This is a genomic window from Streptomyces sp. NPDC051963 (assembly GCF_044593495.1).
In the GTDB taxonomy this organism is placed as follows: domain Bacteria; phylum Actinomycetota; class Actinomycetes; order Streptomycetales; family Streptomycetaceae; genus Streptomyces.
The window spans coordinates 482,075-506,517 of record NZ_JBIUCC010000003.1; the positions used below are offsets into that span (position 1 = coordinate 482,075).

Genomic DNA, 24,443 nt, shown 5'->3' on the forward strand with positions numbered 1-24,443 from the left:
TTCCCCCAGCAGAGCTCGACGAGGAGCGCGTATGGCCGAGTCAGCCCAGCCCTTCGATCTCATCACGATGGGCCGCATCGGAGTCGATCTCTACCCCCTTCAGTCCCGGGTACCTCTGACCCGCGCGGAGACCTTCGGGGGATTCCTCGGGGACACGGCCGCGGACGTCGCCGTCGCCGCCGCCCTGCTGGGCCGTTCCGCGGCCGTGCTCACCTGCACCGGCGACGATCCCTACGAGATGGACTGCTTCGCCATCCGCGCGGCCCGCGTCTTCTGGATCACCGGCACCGGTCTGAGCCACGAACCCAGACGGTCCGCGGTCCTCGCCGCGTTCAAGGCCCGTGGCAGGGCGGGCACCACCGTCTTCGACCTGGACTGGCGACCGCAGTCCTGGACGGACCCCGAGGAGGCCCGCCCTTACTACGCCGAGGCACTGCGGCACGCCAACGTCGCGGTCGGCACCCTCGACGAGTGCGAGATAGCGACCGGCGTACGCGAACCGCAGGCGTGCGCACGGGCGCTGCTCGACGCGGGGGTCGAGCTGGCGGTGGTCAAACAGAGCACCGGGGGCGTCCTCGCCGTGCACCGGGACGGCACGACGGCCGAGATCCCTCCTGTCACCGCCGAGTCGGTCGACGGCCACGGCGGTGGCGGGGTGTTCGGCGGGGCGCTCTGCCACGGGCTGCTGTCCGGCTGGGATCTGGTCACGACCGTGCGGTACGCGGCCGACTCCCCTGCCGCTGCCGGCCGTTCAGCACAGGAAGCCGGGGTCCATGCCGAAGACCGGTGACTCCGCGCGTGCCGTGACCGCCCCCGGGCTCGGCTCGGTGGACTTCACCCTGGACCGGGGCAGCCCGGTACCGCTGTACTACCAGCTCGCCCAGCAGCTGGAGGCGGCGATCGAGCACGGCGTGCTGGCGCCGGGCAACCTCCTCGGCAACGAGATCGACCTCTCCACCCGCCTCGGCCTGTCCCGGCCCACCGTCCGCCAGGCCATCCAGTCCCTCGTCGACAAGGGACTGCTGGTCCGCCGCCGAGGGGTGGGCACGCAGGTGGTGCACAGCCAGGTCAAGCGACCGCTCGAACTCAGCAGTCTCTACGACGACTTGGAGGCCGCCGGGCAGGGACCCACCACGGAGGTGGTGCGCAACGAGCGGATCCCGGCGCCCGCGGACGTCGCGGCCGCCCTCGGTCTCGCGGAGGGCGCCGAGGTCGTCGTCCTGGAGCGCCTGCGCCGCACCCACGGCCAGCCGGTGGCGTTCCTCTGCAACTACCTGCCGGCGGATCTGCTCCCGCTGGACACCGAGAGGCTCGAGTCGACCGGCCTGTACCGCCTGCTGCGTTCCGCCGGCCTCACCCTGCACAGCGCCCGGCAGACCGTCGGTGCCCGCAACGCCACCACCGACGAGGCCGCCCGCCTCGACGAGAAGGAGGGCGCGGCCCTGCTCACCATGCAGCGCACGGCATACGACGACACGGGCCGGCCCGTCGAGTACGGGACGCACATCTACCGTGCGTCCCGGTACGCGTTCGACTTCCGTCTGCTGGTCAGGCCCTGATCCGGGTCACCCGACGGCCAGCCGCCACAGCGAGGTGACCTCGGCCGCGCGGGCCGCGTGCAGGGGATCCTCGGCGTCACGTGCGCGTGGGTGCCGCGGACGGGTGTCGGTCCGGTCCAGCACCCGCAGGCCCGCCTCCTCGATGGTGCTCAGCAGCTGCTCCCTCGTCCGCAGTCCGAGGCGCTCCGCGAGGTCGGACAGGACGAGCCAGCCCTCACCTCCGGGTTCCAGGTGCGCGGCGAGCCCGTGCAGGAAACCGTCCAGCATGCCGCCGTCCGGGTCGTACACGCCGTGCTCCAGCTCGGAGGTCGGCCGGGCGGGGAGCCAGGGCGGATTGCAGACGACGAGCCGGGCCCGGCCCTCCGGATACAGGGCGGGACCCACGACGTCGACGCGGGCGGCGAGGCCGAGCCGCCGGACGTTCTCCCGGGCGCAGTTCAGAGCGCGGACGCCGCTGTCCGTGGCCACGACCCGCTCCACGCCCCGGTGGGCGAGGAGGGCGGCGAGCACACCGGTGCCCGTCCCCAGGTCGAAGGCGGTGCCGGGGCCGGGCAGCGGAGCTTCGGCGACCAGGTCGACGTACTCGCCTCTGACCGGGGAGAACACGCCGTAGTGGGGTTGGATGCGGGCGCCGAGGGCGGGTACGTCGACGCCCTTGACCCGCCACTGGTGCGCCCCGATCACTCCCAGCAGCTCCCTGAGCGGGACCACGAGCCGGCCGGGCGGCGGGCCGTAGGCGGCGGTGCAGGCTTCGCGTACGTCGGGGGCGCGGCGCAGATGCAGCGCGTGGCCGTCGAGGAGGACGAGCAGCCTGCCGAGGACCCGGGCGCGGTGGCCCTGGGCCCGGCGGTGCAGATGGAACGCTTCGCGCGGGCTGTCGCCGCGGGGGCGGTCCGTACGGTCGATGCGTCGGCCGAGCGCCTGCAACAGCTGACGGGCGTTGTGGAAGTCGCCCGTCCACAGCAGAGCGGTGCCTTCGCAGGCTAGTCGGTACGCGGTGTGGGCCGGCATGCGGTCGTCCGCCACGAGCACCCGCTTCGGGGGCGGGGTCGTGCTCTCGGAGTGCCAGCGGGCGGTTCGGACGGTGTGTGCTTCGGTCCAGCTGATGGTGGACACGACGGGACTCCTCGTGAAGGAACGTGCGGGGCACGAAGAGCACTTCGACGAGGGGCAGGCCGAACCGCCCGCGCTAGGGCACGGGCCGGGGTTTCCCGGAACGGGCAGGGCTGTCACTCCCGCGGCGAAGCGCGAGAGGAGGGGTCATGAAAGAACCATGCCGAGCGTCACGTACAGCCCTTTCCCAAGATGGGGCGACAGGCTATCAGTGGGCGCCCGGCGATCCGCTACGTCCGCGGTCGGGTGCCCAGCATCTCGCTGAACGGGGTGACCGGGCGCTCCAGGCGTTCGCCGTCCACGGTGATGTCGACGGCTTCGTTGAAGAAGGCCAGGCGTCCCCTGACCGCGGCCACCGCGGTGAGGGGGGCCGGATAGCTCCAGAGGAGGTTCGGCGGTACGTCGGCCTCGCCACGCCAGGACCAGTACTCGGCGGTGCCCTTGTACGGGCATGCCGTCTGGTGGTCGGTGGCGAGGAACAGGTCGCGGCGGACGTCCTCGGGCGGGATGTAGTACCGCGTCGGCAGGGAGGTCTCGAACAGCAGCACCGGGCGATGGGTGTCGGCGACGAGCGTGCCGTCGATCTCGACCTGGACATGGCGGCTGCTGGGCAGCGCGTCCACCCGTTTGTGCGGGTCGCGCGGGTGGACGAAGATCTCCTCTTCCTCCTCGTACCAGTGGTCGAGGCCCCTGTCCCAGCGCAGGAACCACGCGAAGGCGATGTGGCCGGCCAGGTCGGCGGCGGGGAAGGTCCATGCCGCGTTCTCCACGACCTGTCCGTCGACATCGAGGTCGTAGAAGACTTGCGAACCGGTGTGCGTGCCGGTCGGCGGGTTCTTGGCGGGGCGGAGGAGGTCGGTACGGACCTCCTCGCGCGGGAACGCGTACTGCGGAACGGGCAGGTCGGGCTCCCAGACGAGGACGGGGTGCCGGCTGTCGACGACGGTGACCTCGCCCTTGACGCCCCGCACCCAGCGTTCGCCGGGCTCCCAGAGAAGGCCTTCGGGGGTGGTCCGGATGGCTCGCTCGGTGGGAAGCATGGACATGACCTGCTCTCCTTCGGCTTTCACAGCAGGCTACTGCTGGGCCGTCCCACCGGCACGGTCAGTGCGCCGCGTCCAGCCGGGCCCGCTGCTCCACGGCCAGCTCCAGGTCCACGGCGGCCAGGTTCTCGTCCAGCTGCGCCACCGACGACGCCCCGGCCAGCGGGAGGATCGGCAGTTCACCGCCGATCTGCCAGGCCAGCACCACCTGGTTGACGGTCGCGCCGGTCTCCTTCGCGACCTCGCGCAGTACCTTCAGACGGGCCGGGCTGCCCGGGTGGTCGAAGTCCGGGGGCAGGGGCACGTCCTGGCGTGTGTAGGCGCCCTTCAGCAGCGGCGAGTAGGCGATCAGGGTCAGTCCGGGCTCGGCCCTGAGATAGCTCAGCAGCTCGGCGCCGGCGTGGCCGAGGCTGCCGTCGGGGAAGAGGTCCTCGGGTACGTCGGTGCGGGGCCGCAGGTGGCTGTGCGCGTACTGGAGCACCTCGTAGCCGGGGAGGCCGGCCGCGGAAGCGAGTGCGCGGGCCCGTTCCACCCGCCACACGGCGTGGTTGCTCACTCCGAGGACACCGACCGTGCCCTCGGCCACCAGCTCGGCGAACCCCTCGACGGTCTCCTGGAGGGGGACTTTCCGGTCCTCGATGTGCGCGTACAGCAGATCCAGCTTCGCCACGCCGAGCCGTTCCCGGCTGCGCTCCGCCGCCTCACGGATCACCTTCGCCGACAGTCCCTCCGGGTTGTCGACGTAGCCGGTGCCGGGGGCCAGGGGGCGGGCGCCGAGCTTGGTCGCGATGACGATCTCGTCGCCGACGCCGCGGCTGCGCCGCCAGCGGCCGAGGAGTTCCTCGCTCTGCCCGCCCTGGCTTCCGTCCTCCCAGAAGGCGTAGTTGTCGGAGGTGTCGATGAAGTTGCCGCCGGCCTCGACATAGCGGTCGAGCACCGCGAAGGAGATCGCCTCGTCGGTGCGCGAGCCGAACAGCATGGCGCCGAGCGCGAGCACGCTCACCTCACGGCGGGTCTTCGGGTCGGTGCCGATCGTGCGGTACTTCATGGTGGGTGCCTCCCGTTCCGCGCCCGCATTCGGGGCGCGTGAACGGGAGTCTTCAGCTTGAAGTGCGCTTCAAGTCAAGGGACTTCGCCGCTTCAGCCCGCGAACGGCCCCTCCAGCGCAGCCCACTGGAGCAGCATGATGGTCTTGGCGTCGGCGATCTCACCGGTGCGGATCATCTCCAGGGCCCTGCGGAAGGGCACTTCGAGGATCTCGATGTCCTCGCCCTCCTCGTCCAGTCCCCCGCCCTCGTGGGTGCGGGTCGACGGTCCGTACTCGGCGGCGTAGAAGCTGACGCGTTCGGTGACCGAGCCCGGGCTCATATAGACGTCGAAGACATGCTGGACGGCGCCGATCGTGTGCCCCGTCTCCTCCACCACCTCACGCCGTACGGCGATCTCGGGGTGCTCGTCATCGTCGTCGAGCAGTCCGCCCGGCGTCTCGATCAGCATTCCGTCCGGATGGCCGTTGACGTAGACGGGGTAGCGGAACTGGCGGGTGAGCAGCACGGTTTCGCGTTCGGTGTCGTACAGCAGCATCGTGGCCCCGTTGCCGCGGTCGTGCGTCTCGCGCTGCTGGGTGCTCCAGGTGCCGTCGGCCTGCTGGAGGTCGAAGGTGGTGGCGCGCTCGACGTACCAGTGGCTGGAGAGCAGGGTCACCTCCCGCACCTTCACGCGCGGGTTGCCGGTCAGGTCCAGGCCGGTCCGGTCGAGTCCGGTGCGGCCGCGGCGGTCGGGTGTGTCGATGCCGGCGTTCGTCGAATACCGAGCACCGCCACGAGGGCGAGGGTAAATGGCCATGCCCCGACTTCTACCGCACTTCTGTCCCGACCCTTGACCCGTCGGCCGGGTGGGTGCACAGTCTCTCGTTAATGCGCATTAGGTAATACGCATTAACGGCCCTGCGGACAGTACCGGGTGCCGGAAACCGCCCCGGAGGAGAGAAGCCACAGTGGAACAGAGGAAGCGGCCCGGACGTACGCCCGCTCCTTCCGGACGCACGTCACGGCCCCGGCAGGCCGAGGTGGCCCGGCTCGCGGGGGTGTCCCAGGCGACCGTGTCCCTGGTGCTCTCCGCGAAGCCCGACGCCAAGGGGCGCACGATCTCAGAGGAGACGCGGCGCCGGGTCCTGGAGGCAGCCCACAGCCTGGGCTATGTACCCGACCCGGCGGCCCGGCGACTGGCCGCCGCCCGCAACAACCTCCTCGGCGTCTTCAGCTTCACCGCCACGTTCCCGACCGATGTGCAGCACTCGTACTACCCCTTCCTGGTCGGCGTGGAGCGCGAGGCGGCCGCGCTCGGCTACGACCTGGTGCTGTTCACCGGGTCGAGCACCGGCGGCGCCGGAGCCGCGGGTCCCGACGCCCTGAGCCGGGTCCGGCTCGCCGACGGCTGTCTCTTCCTGGGCCGGCACACCCCGCAGGAGGAGCTCAAGCGGCTGGTCGAGGACGGCTTCCCGGTCGTGCACCTGGGCCGCCGCGAGGAGTTGGAGGGCGTGGCATGGGTGGGTGCGGACTATGTCGAGGCCACCCGTGACGTCGTGGGCCACCTCGCCGGGTTGGGGCACCGGCGGATGGTCCTCGTCCGCGAGGACGACGACGCGCCCGCCTCGGCGGACCGTCAGCGCGGCTTCCTGGAAGGGCTGGAAGCGGCAGGTCTCCCCTCCGGGCCGGCGACCGTCTTCCGGTCCGCCGATCCGCAGCGGGAGCTGACGCCCGAGCGGCTGCGTGCCTGGGCCGACGAAGGGGTGACTGCCTTCGTCGCGGAGGAGACCGACACCGGGGCGGCCTGGCGCGGCCTGCTCTCAGCCGTGCGCGAGGCGGGCCTCGACTGCCCCGGAGAGGTGTCGCTCGCACTGCTCGGCAGCCCGCCCGCCGACCTCGCGGATGAACCCGAACCGACCGGATTCGCCATCCCCCGGCCGCAGTTGGGGGCCGCGGCCGTACGTCTGCTGGCCGCGCTCGTCGCGGGCGAGGAGGCGCGAGAACCACTCGTCGGCTGCGTCTTCCGTCCGGGTCTGACGGCCGGCCCGCCACGTGCCCGTTCCTGAGCACGCTCCATGCAGAGCCCCAAGAACCCGAACCAGCAGCTAGGAGAAGCGTGATACCCGAAGCCGACATCCTCGTCGTGGGCGGCGGTCTGGGCGGCGTGGCCGCCGCACTCGCCGCCTGCCGGGCAGGACGCAGCGTCGTGCTCACCGAGGAGACGGACTGGATCGGCGGCCAGCTCACCAGCCAGGCCGTACCGCCCGACGAGCACCCGTGGGTCGAGCAGTTCGGCACGACCGCCTCGTACCGGAGGCTGCGCGAGGAGATCCGGCGGTACTACCGCCACTGGTACCCGCTGCGCGCCGAGGCCCTGGCGCTCACCGACCTCAACCCGGGAGCGGGCCGCGTCAGCAAGCTCTGCCACGAGCCGAAGGTCGCCCTCGCCGTCCTGGAGGGCATGCTCGCGCCCCACCGTGCCGCGGGACGACTGACCGTACTCACCGAGCACCGGCCTGTCTCCGCCGAGTCCGACAACGATGTCGTACGGTCGGTGACCCTCAAGGACCTGCGCGACGGGACGCGGCGCACCCTCACCGCCCGTTACGTCCTGGACGCCACCGAGACCGGCGAACTCCTCCACCTGGCGGGCGTCGAGCACGCGAACGGGGCCGAGGCACGCGCCGAGTTCGACGAGCCGCACGCCCCGGACGAGGCTCAGCCTCTCAACCAGCAGGGCATCACGGTCTGTTTCGCGCTCTCCCACCACGAGGGCGAGGACCACACGATCGACCGCCCCGAGGACTACGGCTTCTGGCGCACCTACCGGCCCTCGTTCTGGCCGGGGCCGCTGCTCGGCTTCGAGGCACCCGACCCGCGCACGCTGGAGCCGGTGCCGCGGACCTTCGTACCGAATCCCGAGCTCGACCCGCTCAGCGTCTCCGCCGACCAGAGCGCCGACGCCGGCGACAAGGAGCTGTGGGGCTTCCGCCGTATCCTCGCCCGCAAGCTGCACTCCCCCGGCGCCTTCGGCTCCGACATCACGCTCGTCAACTGGCCGCTCAACGACTACTGGCTCAAGCCGTACATCGGCCAGGAGGCCGAAGCGCTGCGCGAGGCACGGCAGTTGTCGCTGTCGCTGCTGTACTGGCTGCAGACCGAGGCGCCGCGCGCGGACGGCGGGACCGGCTTCCCGGGCCTGCGGATCCGCCCGGACGTGACCGGCACGGCGGACGGCCTGGCCAAGGCGGCTTATGTCCGCGAGTCCCGCCGTATCAAGGCCGTCACCACCGTCACCGAGCACGATGTGGCGATCGACCTGGTCGGCCCGTACGGCGGCACGCGGCACCGCGACTCGGTGGGTGTCGGCAGTTACCGCATCGACCTGCATCCCTCGACCGGCGGGGACGGCTACATCGACATCGGGTCCGTGCCGTTCGAGATCCCGCTCGGCGCGCTCGTGCCGCGCCGGATCCGCAATCTGCTGCCTGCCGGCAAGAACCTCGGCACCACGCACATCACCAACGGCTGCTACCGGCTCCACCCGGTGGAGTGGAACGTCGGCGAGGTCGCCGGCGCCCTGGCCGCGCACTGCGTCGCCGAGGACGTCGAGCCGCACCAGGTGCAGGCCGAGGACAAGCGGTTCGAGGAGTTCGCGCGACTGCTCGACCGCGACGGAGTGCAACGCCACTGGCCGGACGTACGCGGCTACTGAACGACCCCCTCGCGGACGGGAGTTCCGGGTGGGGCGGCTCCACCCGCCCCACCCGGTGACCGCCCGCGTGAACCGATCCAGCACAAGGAGGTGCCCGGACATGAACACACCCCGCATCCGCGTCGGCATCGACGTGGGCGGAACCTTCACCGACGCCGTGGCCGTGGACGCCACGACCCTCGAACTCCTGGGGCAGGTCAAGGTCCCCACCAGCCACCATCACGAGGACGGCGTCGCACACGGCATCGTCGAGGCGCTCGACCGGCTTCTGGAGCAGACCGGCTGCGCCCCGGCCGACGTCGCCTTTCTGGCGCACGGCACGACCCAGGCTACCAACGCCCTTCTGGAGGGCGATGTGGCGACCGTCGGGCTGATCGGCATCGGAACCGGCCCCGCGGCGGTGCTCACCCGCCGCCTCGCGGCGTTCGGCAAGCTCGAACTCGCCCCCGGCAAAGGGCTTCCGCTGGCCTACGCGCATGTCGCCGACCCACGGGACACGGCTGCCGTCCGCCACGCCGTCGAACAGCTGAAGGGCGAAGGCGCTCAAGTCCTCGTCGCCAGCGAGCCGTTCAGCGTCGACCGCCCCGAGGGCGAGCAGGCCGTCCTGGACACCGCACGACCGTACGGGCTGCCGATGACCGCCGCGCACGAGATCACCTCGCTGTACGGGCTGCACAAGCGCACCCGCACCGCCGTGGTCAACGCGGCGATCCTGCCCCGCATGCTGGCCACCGCCGACCTCGTCGACGCCTCCATCACCAAGGCCGGCGTGACCGCGCCGCTGATGGTGATGCGCTGCGACGGCGGTGTGATGGCCCTCGGCGAGATGCGCCGCCGCCCGCTTCTGACGGTCCTGTCGGGACCGGCCGCCGGAGTCGCGGGCGCGCTGATGCAGGAGCGGGTGAGCGAGGGCGTGTTCCTGGAGACCGGAGGCACCTCGACCGACATCAGCGTCGTACGCCGCGGCAAGGTCGCCGTCCGGCACGCCACCATCCTCGGCAAGACCTCGTATCTCAGCGCCCTCGACGTGCGCACCATCGGCGTCGGCGGCGGCTCCATGGTGCGGATCGGCGAAGGCCGGGTGACGGGCGTGGGACCGCGCAGCGCCCATATCGCGGGCCTGCCGTACGCCTGCTTCGCCTCCCCCGACCAGCTGCGCGACGCGAGCGTGGACACCGTCCGGCCCCTGGACGGCGACCCCGACGACTACGCCGTGATCGACGCGGCGGGCGGACGGTTCGCCGTCACGATGACCTGCGCCGCCAATGCCCTCGGCCTCGTCCCCGAGGGCGACTTCGCCCGCTGCGACCCCGAGAGCGCACGTGCCTCGATCGCGCCGCTGGCCGCGCATCTCGGTACCGATGTCGCGAGCGCGGCCACGCGGATCCTCGACGCGGGCATCGCCCAGGTGAAGACGGTGGTGGACGCCATGATCCGCGACTACCGCCTCGACAAGGACACAGCTGTTCTCGTCGGCGGAGGCGGCGGTGCCGCGTCCGTGACCCCGCACCTCGCCCGCGCCGGCGACATGGAGGGCCGGATCGCCCGCCACAACGAGGTCATCAGCCCCATCGGAGTCGCCCTCGCGCTGGTACGGGAACAGGTCGAGCGGATCGTGCCCGGCGCCACGCAGGAGCAGATCCTCGCCGTCCGGGCCGAGGCCGAGCGGGCGGTCGTCGCCCAGGGCGCCGCCGCCGAAGGCGTCGAGGTCGAGGTCACCGTCGACCCGCAGACCAGCACCGTGCGCGCGGTCGCGACCGGCGCCACCGAACTGCGCACCCAGGACCGCTCGCACCGCGCCGACGACACCGAGCGGCTCCGTGCCGCGGCGGCCAGTCTCAAGACCGACCCCGCGGCGGTCCGGGTCCTCGCGGGAACCTCCGCCCACACCGTCTACGGCACCGAGACGCGCCGCCGCCTGCGGCCGGTCCGCCGCCCCATACGGATCGTCGACGTGGACGGCGTCGTACGCCACCACGCCGCCGACGCCCACGTGGAGACCACCACCGTGGCCGGCGCCCCGGAGGTGCTCGCCCGACTGGTGGGCGAGTCCACCTCGTACGGCGACGGCGGGGTCCGCGCTCCCGCCCTGCGGCTGCTGCTCGGCTCCCGCATCGCCGACCTGTCCGGCGTCCTCGATCCGCAGCCTCTACTGGCGCTGGCCCGCAGCGAGTTGCGGGCCCGCGCGGCCGACGAGCCGGTGGTCGCGGTCCTGGAGGTGCGGTCATGACGGCCGCATCGGAGCAGCAGTTGGGTGATCCGGCGTCCGTCGACGACCTCGAATGGGCCGTACGACTGCTGGCCGCCACGCCCACCCACGAGGGCCGCGACCGCGAACTGTTGCGCCAATGGGCCGGTAGGGCAGACGAGTTCGGGTCCCGGCTCGCCCCTGTCCCGTCCACCGCGCGCGTGGTCGAGCGGCGCGACGGCCTGGAGCGGATGCTGCTCGCCCGCTACACGTCACGGCCTCCGACGGTCGAGCTCTACACCGACACCATCGCGCTCGCCGAGGAGTTGGTCCACGCACGCGGCTGGCGAGCGTGGTACCCGCCCGGCTCGGTGCGCGCGGCCGCGCTCGCCCACGAGGCCGCGCACGCCCACCTCCACCACGGGCCCGCCAAGGCCGCGCTCAGACAGGCACTCGACCACACCGTGCTGCGCCTCGGCCGCCACCGCTTGGCCGGCCATGTCGCCGGTGCCGAGGAGGTCGCCGCCCACGCCTACGCCCGAACCGTCTGCGGACTCGGCCGCAGCCCCCTGCTCCTCACCGCCGCGCTGCGCGCGGAACTCCCCCGGCCCGGAAGAGAGAACTGACCCATGGGTGTCGTCATCCTCCTCGTCATGGCCGCAGGGGTCGGCCTGATGCTCACCCGCAGACTGCCCACCGCCTTCGCGCTGGTGCTGCTCGCCGTCGTCATCGCCTTCCTCGCCGGGGCACCGCTCACCGGCGAGAACAGCGTGCTGGACACCGTTCTCCAGGAAGGCGCGCCGGCCCTGGCCGCCACCATGATCGCGATCATCCTGGGCTCCTGGCTGGGCAAGCTCCTGGACGAGACCGGCATCGCTGGCACGCTCGTCCGCAAGATCGTCGAGTTCGGCGGTGACCGCCCGACCGTGGTGGCCCTCGGCGTTCTCGCCGTGTCCGCACTCGTCGGTACGGTGACCGGTTCGGCCCCCGCCGCCATGCTCGCCGGCATCATCGGCATCCCCGCCATGATCGCCGTCGGCGTGCCCAAGGTGACCGCCGCGGGCACGGTGCTGATGGGCATCGCCGTGGGCATCCCCTTCGAGCTTCCGGTGTGGCAGTTCTTCTCCACCGCGCTGGAACTGCCGATCCCGACGGTGCGCGGCTTCATGGTGAAGCTCTTCCCGTTCGCCCTGGTCGCCGCTCTCGCGTTCGTCCTCGTGGAGACGCGTCGGCGAGGTACCGAGCACGCCTGGTCGCTCAAGTCCGTGGATGTGAAGCCCCGTTCGCGACGCGAGGAGCTGGGGGACGCGCCCTGGTACGCACTGCTCGCCCCCGCCGTCCCGCTCGTCCTCGCCCTGGGCTTCGAACTCGCCATCATCCCCTCGCTGTTGGCGGGCGTCCTGTACGCGCTGGTCACCACGACCCGGCCCGGCGGGATGAACAAGCGGCTGCTGCGCACCCTGTACGGCGGCTTCGAGGTGGCGGCCCCGCCGATCGTCCTGTTCGTCGCCATCGGCATCCTGCTCGCGGCCGTGAAACTGCCCGGGGCCGTCGACGCACTCGAACCGCTCGTCAAGGCCGTCAGTCCGCAGAACCCCGTGGTGTTCGTCCTCGTCTTCACGCTTCTCGTCCCGCTGTGCCTCTACCGCGGCCCGCTCAACGTGTTCGGGCTCGGCGCGGGCATCGCCGGCGTCCTGATCGCCACCGGCATCTACCCCGCGGCCGCCGTCCTCGGCATGACCACCTCGTACAACCAGGTGTTCGGCGTCGCCGACCCCACCAGCACCCAGACCGTGTGGAGCGCCCAGTACGCGGGCGTCACTCCCCAGCAGGTCATGGTGCGCACCCTGCCGTACGTCTGGGCGGTCGCCCTCGGCGGCCTGTGCGTGACGGCGGCCACCTACCTCTGAGCCCGCGGGCCCCGCTCGGGCCCGCTGAGCCACAGCCTTCTGACCCTCTGTCATTGGAGTCGACCATGCACGAGCCCCACCTCGACCGGCGTCTCTTCCTGCGCGCCGGCGCCGCCACCGGAGCCGCCCTCACCGTCGGGACGGCCCTGGGCGCCCAGCCCGCGGCCGCGGCGCCCGGCGGATTCCCCGACTACACCTACGTCCGCACCCTTCTGACGCCGTCCCAGCTGAAGTACAACCCGACCGGCGAGATCATCTTCCCCTGCATCAGGGGCGTCTACGACAAGCTGAGCGCGCCCCTCGGCCGCTACTACCTGTACTACGCGCCGCACGACGCGCCCGGTGGCATCTGCCTGGCCTACGGCAACTCCCTGGAAGGGCCGTTCACGGAGTACCCGTCGAACCCGATCGTCTCCAACAGGTGGTCCCCGCACTACTCCGTCAGCCATGTCTCGTCCCCCCACGTGCTGTGGAACGAGGACGCCAAGGAGTTCTGGCTGTACTTCCACGGAGAGAACACCACGACCCGCCTCGCCCGCTCGGCCGACGGCATCCACTTCACGTACGACAAGGTCGTCCTGTCGTCATCCATGCTCCCGGCAGGCACCAACGAGACCTCGTACGCCCGGGTCTTCCGCCACGACCTGCCCTCACGGGGCGCCCGCTACGTGATGGTCTTCATGCTCAACAACACCACCAACCACCGTGACATCCACTGGGGTTGGTCCGCCGAAGGCCGCACCTGGAGCTACGACCAGCAGCCGCTGATCCGGCACGGCGACGTCGGCGCCGTCAACGTCGGCGGCCCGCACCTTCTCTACCGCAACAACAGCACGTACGTCGTCTACAACAAGGACAAGGAGAGCGGCGGCGACATCATGATCACCGAGGTCGGCAACGACTTCAGCAAGCGCAGCCACCTCGGCGTCTTCTACAACTCGCGCAGCGCAGCTCCGGAGAACGGGCGTGCCGCGGCACCCAGTTTCGGCACCGACGGCGGCGTCCCGTACATGATCTACGAGGCGGGAGAGCGGCTCGGGGGCGTCATCGCGGTGGCCCGGGGCTGACCCCAGGCAGGTCGACTCCCCGGTGACGTCCGGAACGCGTCACCGGGGAGCGATCCGCTACCTCACCGCACCACCGCCTCCAGCCAAAAGGCCTTGCCCTTCGACGTGTTCTCGGTCAGGTCGATCGGCAGTCCCTCGGTGCGCAATTGCTCGCCGGTGAACTGCCCCTTCGGGGAGTGGGCCTGGCTGCCGTCGTCATCGATCGTGATGTCGGTGACGGCGTAGGTCGCCGGACCGTTCAGCCAGCGCACCTTCGCCTCGACCGTCGTCTGCGGTGTTCCGGCCGCGGTCGCGATGAGGAGCGCGGTACGGCGCCCGGCGTCGGCCCACATCCACACGTACGGGCCCTTGCTGCTGTCCCACTCCGTGGTGTCCCAGCCCTGGCCCAGGTGCACCGGCAGGAACTGGCCGTCCGTCAGGGCGGTGATCTCGGGCCGTCTGCGCCATGCGTTGAAGACGCCCATCAGCTTCACCGCCGCCTCGGGCCATTTGCTCGCGTCGCCGGGGTCCTGGCCGAACTTGACCGCCCGGACGGCCATGTAGGAGTAGTAGTCCTCCATACGGCCGGTCATCTTGCCGCCGTTCATGTACGTCGCCCCCATCGGCAGGTGCCCGAACGCGGTGAGCGCCGTGCGCAGCGACAGGTCCTCCCCGGTGACGCCTCCGTTGGAGGTGTTCCAGCCGTTGTACGCGATGTGCAGCAGGCCGTTGTTGCGGTCGCCCTGCGTGGGCGCGATGTCGAGTTCGCTGGTGAGCTTGGGCAGGTACTGGGGGTTCTTCGTCACCAGGTCGTTCAGCATGGTCCGGGTCAGGACGGCCTTGCGGTAGACGTTGTCGCCCGCGCGGGAGTAGGCGGTCGGCTGCTCGTTCTGCCAGTACTCGGTGAGGTCGATCATGTGCTGGGTGACGCCGTAGTCGTTGAGCAGCGTCTCGATCTGGCCCCGCTTGTGGGCGAGTTGGGCCGGGTCGGCGAGGTCACGGCCCTTGAGGTGACCGTCTCCCGTCAGGGAGAACCAGAGCCCGAATCCGAGTCCGTTGTCCTTCAGGGTCTTCGAGAGCGTGGCCAGGCTGGTGATCGACTTCTTCATGGAGTCACTGGGCTCGATGGTGTCGCGCGTGGTGTTCCAGTAGTCGTCGAGCATCACCATGTCGAGGCCCGCCCGCCTGGTCTGCGGGATGACGGTGTCGTAGTAGTAGCCGGGGGGCAGTTCATGGCCCGGGCCGCCGCGGTAGTCCCAGTCGTTCTGGTGGAAGAGCGTGGTGGTGTGGTGGTACTTGAAGCGCTTGCGGAAGTGCAGTTCGTCGGCCATCTTTCCGTCGACGACATCACCCTTGAACACGGTCAGGTTCACCGCGAGGTACTCGAACTCCTCCCCCGGCAGCAGCGTCAGTTGCAGCGATTCGGGGTGCGTGTCCACGGACACGGTGTCCTGCTCGTGCCAGGCGTTGATGCCCGCGAAGGGCGGGAGCATGTAGTCGGTCGGGTAGTTGCCGTTGCCGCGCTGCGTCTTCCAGTTGAGCTCGGGGCTCAGGCTCCAGCCGTCGCCGGTGTCGTACACGGTGAGGGCCTTCTTCGGCCAGGACCTGCCGACGGGTTCGGTGCTCAGCGAGCCGCGGGTGCTGAACCACTTCATGTTCGGGACGTAGTGGAGGGTGTGCGGCTGGTTCGGCAGCGGGAGATCGATCACTCTTGAACGGGTGAGGGTGAGGTCGCGGGCCGCGTCCTCGTTGCACACGAGGGTGAAGTAGCGCAGGCCCGCGTCGCCGTCGTAGATCTCGAAGACCAGGGTGACGCGGAACGGGCGGGGCGCGCTTCGGCGCAGGGGGATGCGGACGCGCTCCCCGACCCGCCAGGAGCTGTCCTTCGTGCGTACGGCGATGGGTTCCCTGGTCGTCGCTCCCAGGCTCCAGCCTCCGTCGTCCGCGCGCACGGTGTCGGTGCCGTCGAGTTCGTGGGCGAAGAGCAACGCGGGGGTGCTCAAGTAGTCGCTTCCGGCGCGCTTGTTGAGGAGCCGCGTGAGGTGGATCCCGCCGTTCCGGTAGGTCACGGCGGCGCGCAGGGAGTCGTTCTCGAAGGTCCACTCTCTGGATCTGTGCCGGATGCTGTCCGACACCGCGGCGGCAGATCCGGTGCCGGCCGCGAGGAAGGCGACCGAGGCCGCGCCGAGGAAGGAACGACGGCTCACTGGTGGCATCGCGGGGATCACCTTTCGTCGGAGGAGGCGCGGTGTGGAGTTCGACGGGTGCGATGCGATGACAACGTTTCCATCACGCACCAGAGCCACGGAGGGGACATGGATCGGGAGTGCGCGCCCGAGTGGGCCGCGCGGAGTGAACGGTGCGCCGCGGCAAGCGCTTTCACCTCCAGGGAACGTAAGCGGCGTTCGACGGGTCGGTCAACGGTGTTGCAGGAAATGCTTGATGGGGCCAGGCGGGAACACGCCACCGTTGCGCGCGAGCCGCCGAGCACCACAAGAGACCCGCTCACCGGAGGAGGCTTCAGGAGTCTTGACGTGCGCAAGGGACGGCCACAGACTGACCGGACATCCTGACAACGTTGTCGAGAGGTCGCGTCGATGTCGCAGCACGCCGTGGGGTTCACCCGCCGTCAAGCCATGCAACTGCTCGGCGTTTCCGGCACCATGACCGCCTTCCCGCTCGCCTTGGGTTCGGGCCGGGCCTCCGCCGCCACACCCACGGAGGCCCCGGCAGCGGACCCCGTCTCCGACACGTACTACCGCGTGCTGCTCTCACACACCCGATGGTCGGAAGGCCAATGGGACCCGACCCAAGGCCACTACACCGACAAGGACTTCGGGTTCGCCGTCGTACTCGGCAACACCGTCCTGCTGACCCGGGGCCCCTACGACGCCGAGCGCGCCGGAGTCGACAAGGACACCCTGCGCGCCAGGACCCTCGCGACCGTGAAGCACTTTGCGGCATCCAACCGGCTGGCCGGCGGAACCCAGTGGGGGCGGAAGCTGTTCTGGGACACCACGTTCCAGTCGTACTTCGTGCTCGCGGCCCGTCTGTTGTGGGACGACCTCGATGAGGCGACACGCCGGGACGTGGACGCCATCGTCCGCGAACAGGCGCAGTACACCACGCAGTTGGGCACGGGCGACGATCCCGACTCCGACGGCTGGACCCCGCACGGCCTGAGCGGAGGCTTCGAGGGCGACACCAAGCTGGAGGAGATGGGGGTCTACACCCAGTCACTGGCCCCCGGTCTGGCCTGGGCGAGCGACGATCCGCGATACGGGGCGTGGCGTGAGGCGTTCGGCCGGTGGGGCCGGAACGAGGCGGGGCTCCCGGCCGCCGACCTCGCCAACCCGGCCCGGGTGGACGGGGTCGCCGTCAGCGCGAACACCGCGCAGAACCTGTATGACACCTTCATCGTCGAGAACCACGGCTCGTTCGGCCCGCACTACCAGGAAGAGCTCTGGCGTACTTCGGGACGCAACAGCGCCCACTTCCTCCTCGCGGGCCGCGCCCTGCCCGAGGTGCTCACCGCGCAACCGAATGCCGGACCGCTGTGGCGCACCCTGCTCGGCGTGATGAGCGACGCGGGCGAGCCCCTGATGCCGATGGTCGCCGACCGCGAGCACCTCTACGGCCGGGACGTGATCCCGCTCGCGTTTTTGGCCCAGGTCGTCGGCGACCGCGCGGCGGCCCGCTGTGAACTCGCCCTGGCCGAGCGCCTGGAGGCGTATCAGGCGTACCCGCCGCAGTACCGCCTCGCAAAGTTCTCGGGCGAGCCCAAGTACGAGCCGGAGGCCCGGGCCGAACTGGCCATCAGCTACCTGCTGCACGAATGGCGGGCCCGCTCGGGGCAGGCACCGGTGCGCCCCCTGTCGCAGCGCGAGCTCTTCGAGCAGGCGAGCGGCGCCACCGACTACGGCCCGGGTCCCGGCCTCGTCTCGCATCAGTCGCCGGGCGGGTGGTCCGGTGCGGTCAGCAAGTCGGGCTTCGTGAAGTTCGCCTGGCAACCGGCCCATGACGACTGGCTGTTCGCGCTCAGCGGCTCGACACCGATGTTCCTGCCGAGCACCGGCGCCAAGGTCACCGGTCGTTCGGTCGTCACGTACTCGCGGCTGCGGGACGGGTTCGACGGCAGCGCGAGTCTGCTCACGCTGGACGGCGGATACGCCGGGTTCACCACGTTGCCGTCCGGCGCCGTCGTGTACGCGACCTCCGGAACGGCGTACGGCGAGGGCCACTTGGAGGTGCGCAACCTGGCCATGCCCGGCATGCCGGGGCTGGACGGGAAGCGCACCTATCGGGTGGCCGAGGGGAGCAGGACGGTCGCGGCCGGCAGCGGTGCCGCCCCGTCCGCCGGCCCGCGCGTCGACGAACTCACCTTTCCCCGCGGCCGGTTCCGGCATCTGCGCATGCTCGGGGTGCGTCCCGACCCGTCGTACGGCTATTCGCTGTACGCCTTCGAGATACGTGACGGAGCCTCGGGCGCCGACCTGGCGCGCGAGGCCGGGGCCACGGCCTCCGCCTCCTCCTTCGACCCGGGCAAGGACCCAGCGCTCGCCGTCGACGGTGATGCCACGAGCCGCTGGGCGGTGTCGCGCGCGGACCGTCCACGGGCGGACAGCTGGATCGCGGTCGACCTGGGCGCGTCCCGGGACGCGGACCGGGTGACGCTTCGCTGGGAGGCCGCGGCGGGTCGTGCCTACCGGATCGAGGGGTCGGTCGACGGGCAGCAGTGGACGGAGTTGGTCGCCTGGCCGCGCCCGGACCTCACCAGCCGGGGCGGCTGGCTGGACGTCGACGGCCGCGCGGGGCTCGTCGTACGAGGCGGCTCCAACCCGCTCTCGGTGTACGGCGACACGGTCGTCCTCTCCGACGGACCGGCCGAGAGTGTGGTGGTCGAGGGCCTCGCGGGCGCGACGCCCGCGGAACTGCGGGCCGCTGCCGGTCGCGAGGCTCCCTCGACGGCGTCCGCCCAGGTGAAGGCGGCCCTCACCGACCACCACCTGAGCCTGTTCAACCTCTCCGCCGACTCCGTGACCACCACCGTGACGATCCCGGGCTCACCCGCCGAGGGCATCCGCCTCTATCAGGGCGTCCAGACGGTCACCGAGTCGGGCACAGTGCTCCATGCCGAACTACCGGCCGCCTCAGCGTCGTTGGCCCCTCCGCGCATCACCCTCTCCGGGCACCGCATCCCTGTCGGGCTCCGCGCCGAGGTGCGCGACGCTCGCACCGTCCGCCTGACCGGCCCCTCCTGCCGCGTGACCGTCGCAGCACAGGGCAGGAGCCTCGACGTCACGGTCCGTGCGGGCCGTACGACCACCGTCACGGTGCCGCGGGCCACGGCGTACCCGCTCGCCGACCTGGCACTCGGCCGTACCGTTTTCCCGACCGCGCCGTTGCCGCCCGGGATGACGGACCCCGGGGCCGCGGTCGACGGCGACGCGGGCACCGCGTGGTCGCCCGGTCCCGACGGTCGTATGGTCGTCGACCTCGGTACCGAGCGGGACATCGCCGAGATCCGGACCCAGTGGCGAGGGGGTCATGTCCCGGCGTCCCAGGTGGAGTTCAGCGTGGACGGCCGTACATACAGCGGCGCGGCGCGGCTGTCGGCGCGTGGAACCCTGCGCGCCGACAGCCACGCTCGCTATGTGGCACTGCGGGTGATCACATCGGCCGGGCGGCACCCAGCAGCCCTCGTCGCTCTCACCATCGAGTAGGAGCGGCCCGATCAGTGGCTCAGGAAACGGGTTCGGGCTCCTTGCGCTCCGCCGGCGCCGTCTTCTGGAGGCTGCTTCCCTCGACGTCGAGGTCGGGGAGGATCCGGTCCAGCCAGGTCGGCAACCACCAGGCGCCCCGGCCGGCGAGAGCAAGTACCGCCGGTACGAGTGTCATTCGCACGGCGAAGGCGTCGATGGCCACGCCGACGGCCAGGGCGAACGCGATGGGTTTGATGAGGGAGTCGTCCAGGGGGAAGAACCCGGCGAAGACGGTGAACATGATCAGGGCGGCCGCGGTGACGACCCGCACGCTGTGCCGTGCGCCGTCGACGACCGACTGGCGGGCCCTGCCGGTGTGGGCCCATTCCTCGCGCATCCCGGACACGAGGAACACCTCGTAGTCCATGGCCAGTCCGAACAGCACGCCGATCAGGATGATCGGCAGGAAGCTGACGACCGGACCACTGTGGGGCACATCGAGAAGGTCGGCCAGCCAGCCCCACTGGAAGACGGCGACGACCAGACCGAGCGAGGCACCCACCGAGAGCAGGAAACCGACGGCCGCCTTCACGGGGATCACCAGGGAACGGAACACGAACATCAGCAGGAGCAGGCTGAGGCCGACGACGATGGCGACGAAGGGCAGCAGGGAGTCGCTGAGGCGGTTGGAGACGTCGATGTTGACGGCGGTGGTGCCGGTGACGGCGACCGAGGCGCCGGTGGTGTCACGGAGGTCGGGTGCGGCCTCGCGGATCTCGCGGACCAGTCGGTCGGTGCGGACGGTGTCGGGGCCGGAGGCGGGGAGGACGGTGATGACGCTCTGGGCCGGGTCGCTGGTGGGCTGGGGCGGCAGAACGGCCTTGACGTCCTTGAGGGTTCGCAGCTTCTGGGCCACTTGAGCGCCGGCCTGTGAACTCGCGCCCGCCGTACCGTTGTTGGTCTCCGCCAGTACGAGCAGTGGGCCGTTGAAGCCGGGACCGAACTTGTCGGTGATGGTGTCGTAGGCCTTGCGCTGGGTGGAGGCGTGCGGGGCGGAGCCGTTGTCGGGAAGGGCGAGCCGCAGGTCCGTGGCCGGCAGGGTGAGGGTCACCAGGATGCCGGCGACGGCGAGCACGGTCAGCAGCGGCTTGGCGATGACCCACTTGGTCCAGCGGGTGCCCATGGTGGAACGGCCGGTGGCCCCCTGGGCGTCGGTGGCCCCCTCGGCGCTGTCGGACCCCTCGTCGCCGGCGGCCCGCCGGGCGGCGCGGCTGCCGGGCTTGGGGACGAGCCGTGAGCCGGCGAATCCCGCGACGGCGGGGACGAGGGTGATCGCGGCGAGTACGGCGATGAGGACGGCGCCGGCGGCCCCGAGACCCATCGTCGTCAGGAAGGGGATGCCGATGACACTCAGTGCGGCGAGCGCGATGATCACGGTGACGCCGGCGAAGACCACGGCGCTTCCTGCCGTGCCGACGGCCAGCGCGACGGACTCCTTCGGGTCGGTTCCGCGGGCCAGTTGCTGTCGGTGGCGGGAGAGGATGAACAGGACGTAGTCGATGCCGACGGCCAGGCCCAGCATCAGGGCGAGCGTGACGGCCGTGGACGAGATGCTGACCACGGGCGCGAGTGCGAGCAGTCCGGTCAGACCGGCCACCACGCCGATCAGCGCGGGCAGCAGGGCCATGCCGGCGGCCGGCAGCGAACCGAACGTGACGACCAGGACGAGCAGCGCCACGGCCACACCGATGATCTCCGACGGCCCGATGTGGACGCCCTTGCTGTTGAAGACGGAACCGCCCACCGCCGTCTCCAGCCCGTCCTTCTCGGCCGCGCGGGCCGCGTCCTCGATCGCGTCCACGGATGACGTACGGACCTCCGCGCTCTGCACGGGGTAGTGGACCTGGACGATCGCCGTCGTCCGGTCGGCCGAGACGGCGCCGGAGGACTGAGGGTCGAGGACCTCGCTGACCTGGGGCGCCCGCTCGGCCTGCGCCACGGCCCGGGTGATGGCCGCCGGGTAGGGGCCCTCGGTGACCCGATGCCCCTTGGGCGCCGTGAAGACGATCTGGGCGCTCGCGCCGGAGGCCTCCGGAAGGGTCTTGCCCAGGCTGTCCAACGCCCGCTGCGACTCGGTGCCCGGCACCGAGAAGCGGTCGTCGAGTTTACCGCCGAAGACGCTGACGCACGTGATGAGCGCGGCCAGGACGAAGAGCCAGATACCCAGGACGAGCTTTCGGTGCCGGTAGGCGCTGTGGCCCAGCCGGTGAAGCAGGACGGCCATGACGAACTCCCTTGAACGGTATCGATGGGCCGACTTTATCACCTGCTCAAGTCATATGAACGAGTCACTCGACCACAGCACCTCCATTTCGCACCATCAGCGCAGCTCATACGGCTGAGGCAAACGACAAAATCACTCGACCTTGTCACATGACAAGGTCGCCTGTAGGTTGGTCGTCGACCGCTTCACCGCCGGCAGCCAGGGAGTGACCATGACCAGTACGCACAGCACGCAGACCGCCGAAAGGCGCTGGAGTCGCGAGGCCGACGTCGTCGTGATCGGCGCCGGGCTGGCCGGACTCACGGCGGCGCGTGAACTCGTCGCGGCCGGAAAGTCCGTGGCCGTTCTGGAGGCCCGTGACCGGGTCGGCGGGCGACTGCTCAACCACGACCTGGGCGACGGCCAAGTGACGGAGATCGGGGGACAGTTCGTCGGCCCCACGCAGAACCGCATCCTGGCCCTGGCCGAGGAAGTCGGCGTAGCCACCTACCAGGCCACCGTTCCCGGCGAGCGGGTCTACGTCCGCGACGGCAAGGCCAGGCGGTTCGCCGGGCACACTCCCCCGGACCTCCTCGCCCTCCCCGACATGGGCATCGCCCTGGCCCGCATCGGCCAGGCGGCGGGGAAGGTGCCCCCGGTGGCGCCGTGGCGGGCCCCGAACGCCCGTGACCTGGACGGAATGACGTACGAGACCTGGTTGCGCAAGGCCGAAATCACCGGCGACGCCGTCGACTTGGTCAACATCTTCCTCAACTCCGCGTACGGCGGCGAGGCGCGCGACGCGTCGGCGCTGTTCAGCCTCTGGTACGTCTCGACGTTCGGCGACGAGACCCACCCGGGCACCATGGAGCGCGGCACCGGTGCCTCCGGCGGTGCGCAGGACAGCCGGTTCGTCGGCGGCTCGCAGCTGGTCGCGACCCGACTGGCCGAGGAACTCGACGGCCGCGTCCACCTGTCGGCCCCGGTGCGCCGTATCAGCCAGGACTCCGACGGGGTCACGGTGATCTCCGACGTCGGCGACTGGCGGGCCGACCGCGTGATCGTCGCCGTACCGCCGCTCCTCGCTTCGCGCATCGTCTGGGACCCGCTGCTGCCGCCGCAGCAGGACCAGCTGTTCCAGCGCCTGCCCTTCGGCACGCTCATGAAGTGCGTGGCCGTCTACGACACCCCGTTCTGGCGGGCCGAGGGCCTGTCCGGCATGGGCCTGCTGCGGGGCGGCTCACCGATCCGCGAGATGTTCGACAACTCCCCGCCCGACGGCGGACCGGGCGTGCTCATGGGGTTCCTCGGCGGCAAGGAGTGGCGCAAGTGGGCCCACCGCCCGGACGGCGAGCGCCGCGGCGCGGTGCTGCGCTCCTTCGCCCAGGTCGTCGGGGAACAGGCCTACGACCCCGTCGACTACGTCGAGCAGGACTGGACCGCCGAACAGTGGACCCAGGGCGGCCCCACGTCCGTGGCAGCCCCCGGCGTGCTGACGGAGTACGGGGAGTGGCTGGGCCGGACCTTCGGGCGCGTGCACTGGGCCGGTTCCGAGTTCTCCCCCTACTGGAACGGCTTCATGGACGGCGCGGTCCGCTCCGGCGAGCACGCCGCCACCGAACTCCTGCACCAGAGCTGAACGAGATCAGAAGAACAAAAAACAACCCAGAAGGAGAACCCCGCATGACCGAGTTCCACGTCACCGAACGCACCGTCATCGACGCCCCCGTCGAGCGCGTCTGGGAGGTAATCGCCCGCACCGACCGCTACGCCGAGTGGGTCGCCGGCGCCATCGAGGTCACCGACCACCACGGCATCGCCACGCCGGGCAAGACCTACGCCGAACGCAACCGCACCCTCGGCCCGCTCCGTACCGACTCGGTGTGGACCGTGATCGAGATCGATCCCCTCAGGCGCCGCGTCGACACCGGTGTCGGCTTCTCCCCGCTGAAGGAGGTGACCAGCATCTTCGAGTTCGAGCCGGTCCGAAGCGCGGAGGGAAAGGAGGCCACACGGATGACCTACAAGGTGGAGTACGCCATCGGCCTCGGCCCTCTCGGCCTCCTGCTCGACCGGATACAGCAGCCGGGCATGCGCGCGAACATGCGCACGTCCATGACCAACCTGAACACGTTGATCCGCTCCGAGACCCTCGGTTCACGCACCTAGATCCCGGGGGAGCGGCGCACGCAGTCAGGCAGTTGCCCGAGCCGCCCGGCAGGCCGCGCGAAACACCACTCCTGGGTCCCACCACACAGGATTGAAGTCCACGCGCGGTCGGCCGGGGCAGGGCCGGGTGTGTTCCGGCCTGCCCCGTGATCCACGACCGGTTGTGGTGCTGAGCGGAGTTCAGTTCCTCGACTCATCGGCAAGAAAGGCGCTCAGGCTGTCGAGGAGCATGGTGCTGCCCTGCTCGGCCATGTCGCGTTCCTCGGCGGTGTCGCAGGTCTGGTGGAGCACGATCTGCGTGTGGTGGTCGTCCTGCTCATCGAGTTCCATGGTCATGGCTGCGGGCACGGGCTTGCCGGGCACGTCCATGCCGACCACCAGGAGGCGGTTCTCGGCGACTTCAAGATACGAGCCGGTCAGCGGGAACTGTCCGCCGTCGGGCGTGACCACGGTGGCCTTCCACGCTCCGCCCGGCCGTACGTCCATCTCGACGGAGCCGGGGACGGCGTAAGCCCACTGCGCATACTGCTCGGGAGTGGTCCACGCCCGCCATACCTTCACCGCGGGGGCGTCAAGCGTTCGGGTCAGCTTGTAGGAGAAACCGTTGGCCGACGTGTTCTGCTCGGTACTCATTGCTTCGTCTCCTCGTTTTCCTGCGTGGTTGGGACTGTCGCCCCTGTAGACACGCGTGGGCGCAAAGACTCATC

Annotated in this window: 18 protein-coding genes; 11 read left to right on the forward strand and 7 right to left on the reverse strand. The window is 70.7% G+C overall.

Features of this window, described 5'->3' with window-relative positions:
* Positions 1-31: 31 nt before the first annotated feature.
* Both ACIHFB_RS14465 and ACIHFB_RS14470 read left to right on the forward strand, forming a co-directional pair.
* The gene (locus tag ACIHFB_RS14465; protein ID WP_400126929.1) at positions 32-790 is read left to right on the forward strand and encodes a PfkB family carbohydrate kinase; all 759 of its coding nucleotides are present in this window, start codon (positions 32-34) and stop codon (positions 788-790) included.
* Positions 774-1,559, forward strand: a complete 786-nt coding sequence (locus tag ACIHFB_RS14470; RefSeq protein WP_365285929.1) for a GntR family transcriptional regulator — start codon at positions 774-776, stop codon at positions 1,557-1,559. Before ACIHFB_RS14465 ends, ACIHFB_RS14470 begins: the two co-directional genes overlap by 17 nt.
* Before the next feature lie 6 nt (positions 1,560-1,565).
* Here ACIHFB_RS14470 and ACIHFB_RS14475 read toward each other — a convergent pair whose 3' ends face one another.
* The 4 genes from ACIHFB_RS14475 to ACIHFB_RS14490 form a co-directional block, all read right to left on the reverse strand.
* A complete protein-coding gene (locus ACIHFB_RS14475; RefSeq protein ID WP_400126930.1) occupies positions 1,566-2,675 on the reverse strand; it encodes a methyltransferase in 1,110 nt (369 codons plus the stop codon).
* A 227-nt stretch (positions 2,676-2,902) separates the two neighbouring features.
* Positions 2,903-3,718: a DUF427 domain-containing protein gene (locus ACIHFB_RS14480; protein ID WP_400126931.1), complete on the reverse strand. Its 816-nt coding sequence runs from the start codon at positions 3,716-3,718 to the stop codon at positions 2,903-2,905.
* 58 nt (positions 3,719-3,776) lie between these two features.
* Complete coding sequence (locus tag ACIHFB_RS14485) at positions 3,777-4,763, reverse strand: aldo/keto reductase (RefSeq protein ID WP_400126932.1); 987 nt, start codon at positions 4,761-4,763, stop codon at positions 3,777-3,779.
* A gap of 92 nt (positions 4,764-4,855) precedes the next feature.
* Positions 4,856-5,560, reverse strand: coding sequence for an NUDIX domain-containing protein (locus tag ACIHFB_RS14490; RefSeq protein WP_365285921.1), 705 nt, complete (start codon positions 5,558-5,560; stop codon positions 4,856-4,858).
* Positions 5,561-5,711: 151 nt separating this feature from the next.
* On the opposite strand from ACIHFB_RS14490, the gene ACIHFB_RS14495 reads away from it, so the two are divergent.
* The 6 genes from ACIHFB_RS14495 (at position 5,712) to ACIHFB_RS14520 (ending at position 13,623) form a co-directional block, all read left to right on the forward strand.
* Positions 5,712-6,809 carry a LacI family DNA-binding transcriptional regulator gene (locus ACIHFB_RS14495; protein WP_365285918.1) on the forward strand — a complete coding sequence of 366 codons (1,098 nt, stop codon included), beginning with the start codon at positions 5,712-5,714 and terminating at the stop codon, positions 6,807-6,809.
* Between the two features lie 50 nt (positions 6,810-6,859).
* A complete protein-coding gene (locus ACIHFB_RS14500) occupies positions 6,860-8,458 on the forward strand; it encodes an FAD-dependent oxidoreductase (protein ID WP_365285916.1) in 1,599 nt (532 codons plus the stop codon).
* Between the two features lie 100 nt (positions 8,459-8,558).
* A complete protein-coding gene (locus tag ACIHFB_RS14505; protein ID WP_400126933.1) occupies positions 8,559-10,688 on the forward strand; it encodes a hydantoinase/oxoprolinase family protein in 2,130 nt (709 codons plus the stop codon).
* Positions 10,685-11,272, forward strand: coding sequence for a hypothetical protein (locus ACIHFB_RS14510; RefSeq protein WP_400126934.1), 588 nt, complete (start codon positions 10,685-10,687; stop codon positions 11,270-11,272). Before ACIHFB_RS14505 ends, ACIHFB_RS14510 begins: the two co-directional genes overlap by 4 nt.
* Positions 11,273-11,275: 3 nt before the next feature.
* Complete coding sequence (locus ACIHFB_RS14515; protein ID WP_400126935.1) at positions 11,276-12,556, forward strand: transporter; 1,281 nt, start codon at positions 11,276-11,278, stop codon at positions 12,554-12,556.
* A 65-nt stretch (positions 12,557-12,621) separates the two neighbouring features.
* Complete coding sequence (locus ACIHFB_RS14520; protein WP_400126936.1) at positions 12,622-13,623, forward strand: hypothetical protein; 1,002 nt, start codon at positions 12,622-12,624, stop codon at positions 13,621-13,623.
* Positions 13,624-13,685: 62 nt separating this feature from the next.
* Here ACIHFB_RS14520 and ACIHFB_RS14525 read toward each other — a convergent pair whose 3' ends face one another.
* Positions 13,686-15,818, reverse strand: coding sequence for a hypothetical protein (locus ACIHFB_RS14525; RefSeq protein WP_400126937.1), 2,133 nt, complete (start codon positions 15,816-15,818; stop codon positions 13,686-13,688).
* Positions 15,819-16,199: 381 nt separating this feature from the next.
* Between ACIHFB_RS14525 and ACIHFB_RS14530 the strand changes: the two genes are divergently transcribed.
* Complete coding sequence (locus tag ACIHFB_RS14530) at positions 16,200-19,325, forward strand: discoidin domain-containing protein (protein WP_400126938.1); 3,126 nt, start codon at positions 16,200-16,202, stop codon at positions 19,323-19,325.
* A gap of 19 nt (positions 19,326-19,344) precedes the next feature.
* On the opposite strand, the gene ACIHFB_RS14535 is transcribed toward ACIHFB_RS14530, so the two are convergent.
* A complete protein-coding gene (locus tag ACIHFB_RS14535; protein ID WP_400126939.1) occupies positions 19,345-21,588 on the reverse strand; it encodes an MMPL family transporter in 2,244 nt (747 codons plus the stop codon).
* Between the two features lie 211 nt (positions 21,589-21,799).
* Here ACIHFB_RS14535 and ACIHFB_RS14540 point away from each other — a divergent pair, with 211 nt between their 5' ends.
* Positions 21,800-23,206, forward strand: a complete 1,407-nt coding sequence (locus ACIHFB_RS14540; protein ID WP_400126940.1) for a flavin monoamine oxidase family protein — start codon at positions 21,800-21,802, stop codon at positions 23,204-23,206.
* Between the two features lie 44 nt (positions 23,207-23,250).
* Positions 23,251-23,736 (forward strand): SRPBCC family protein, encoded by a 486-nt coding sequence (locus tag ACIHFB_RS14545; protein WP_365285898.1) that lies wholly within the window; start codon positions 23,251-23,253, stop codon positions 23,734-23,736.
* A 180-nt stretch (positions 23,737-23,916) separates the two neighbouring features.
* Here the strand turns inward: ACIHFB_RS14545 and ACIHFB_RS14550 are convergent, their stop codons facing one another.
* Entirely contained in the window at positions 23,917-24,369 is a 453-nt protein-coding gene (locus ACIHFB_RS14550; RefSeq protein ID WP_400126941.1) for an SRPBCC domain-containing protein, read from the reverse strand.
* Between the last annotated feature and the right edge of the window lie 74 nt (positions 24,370-24,443).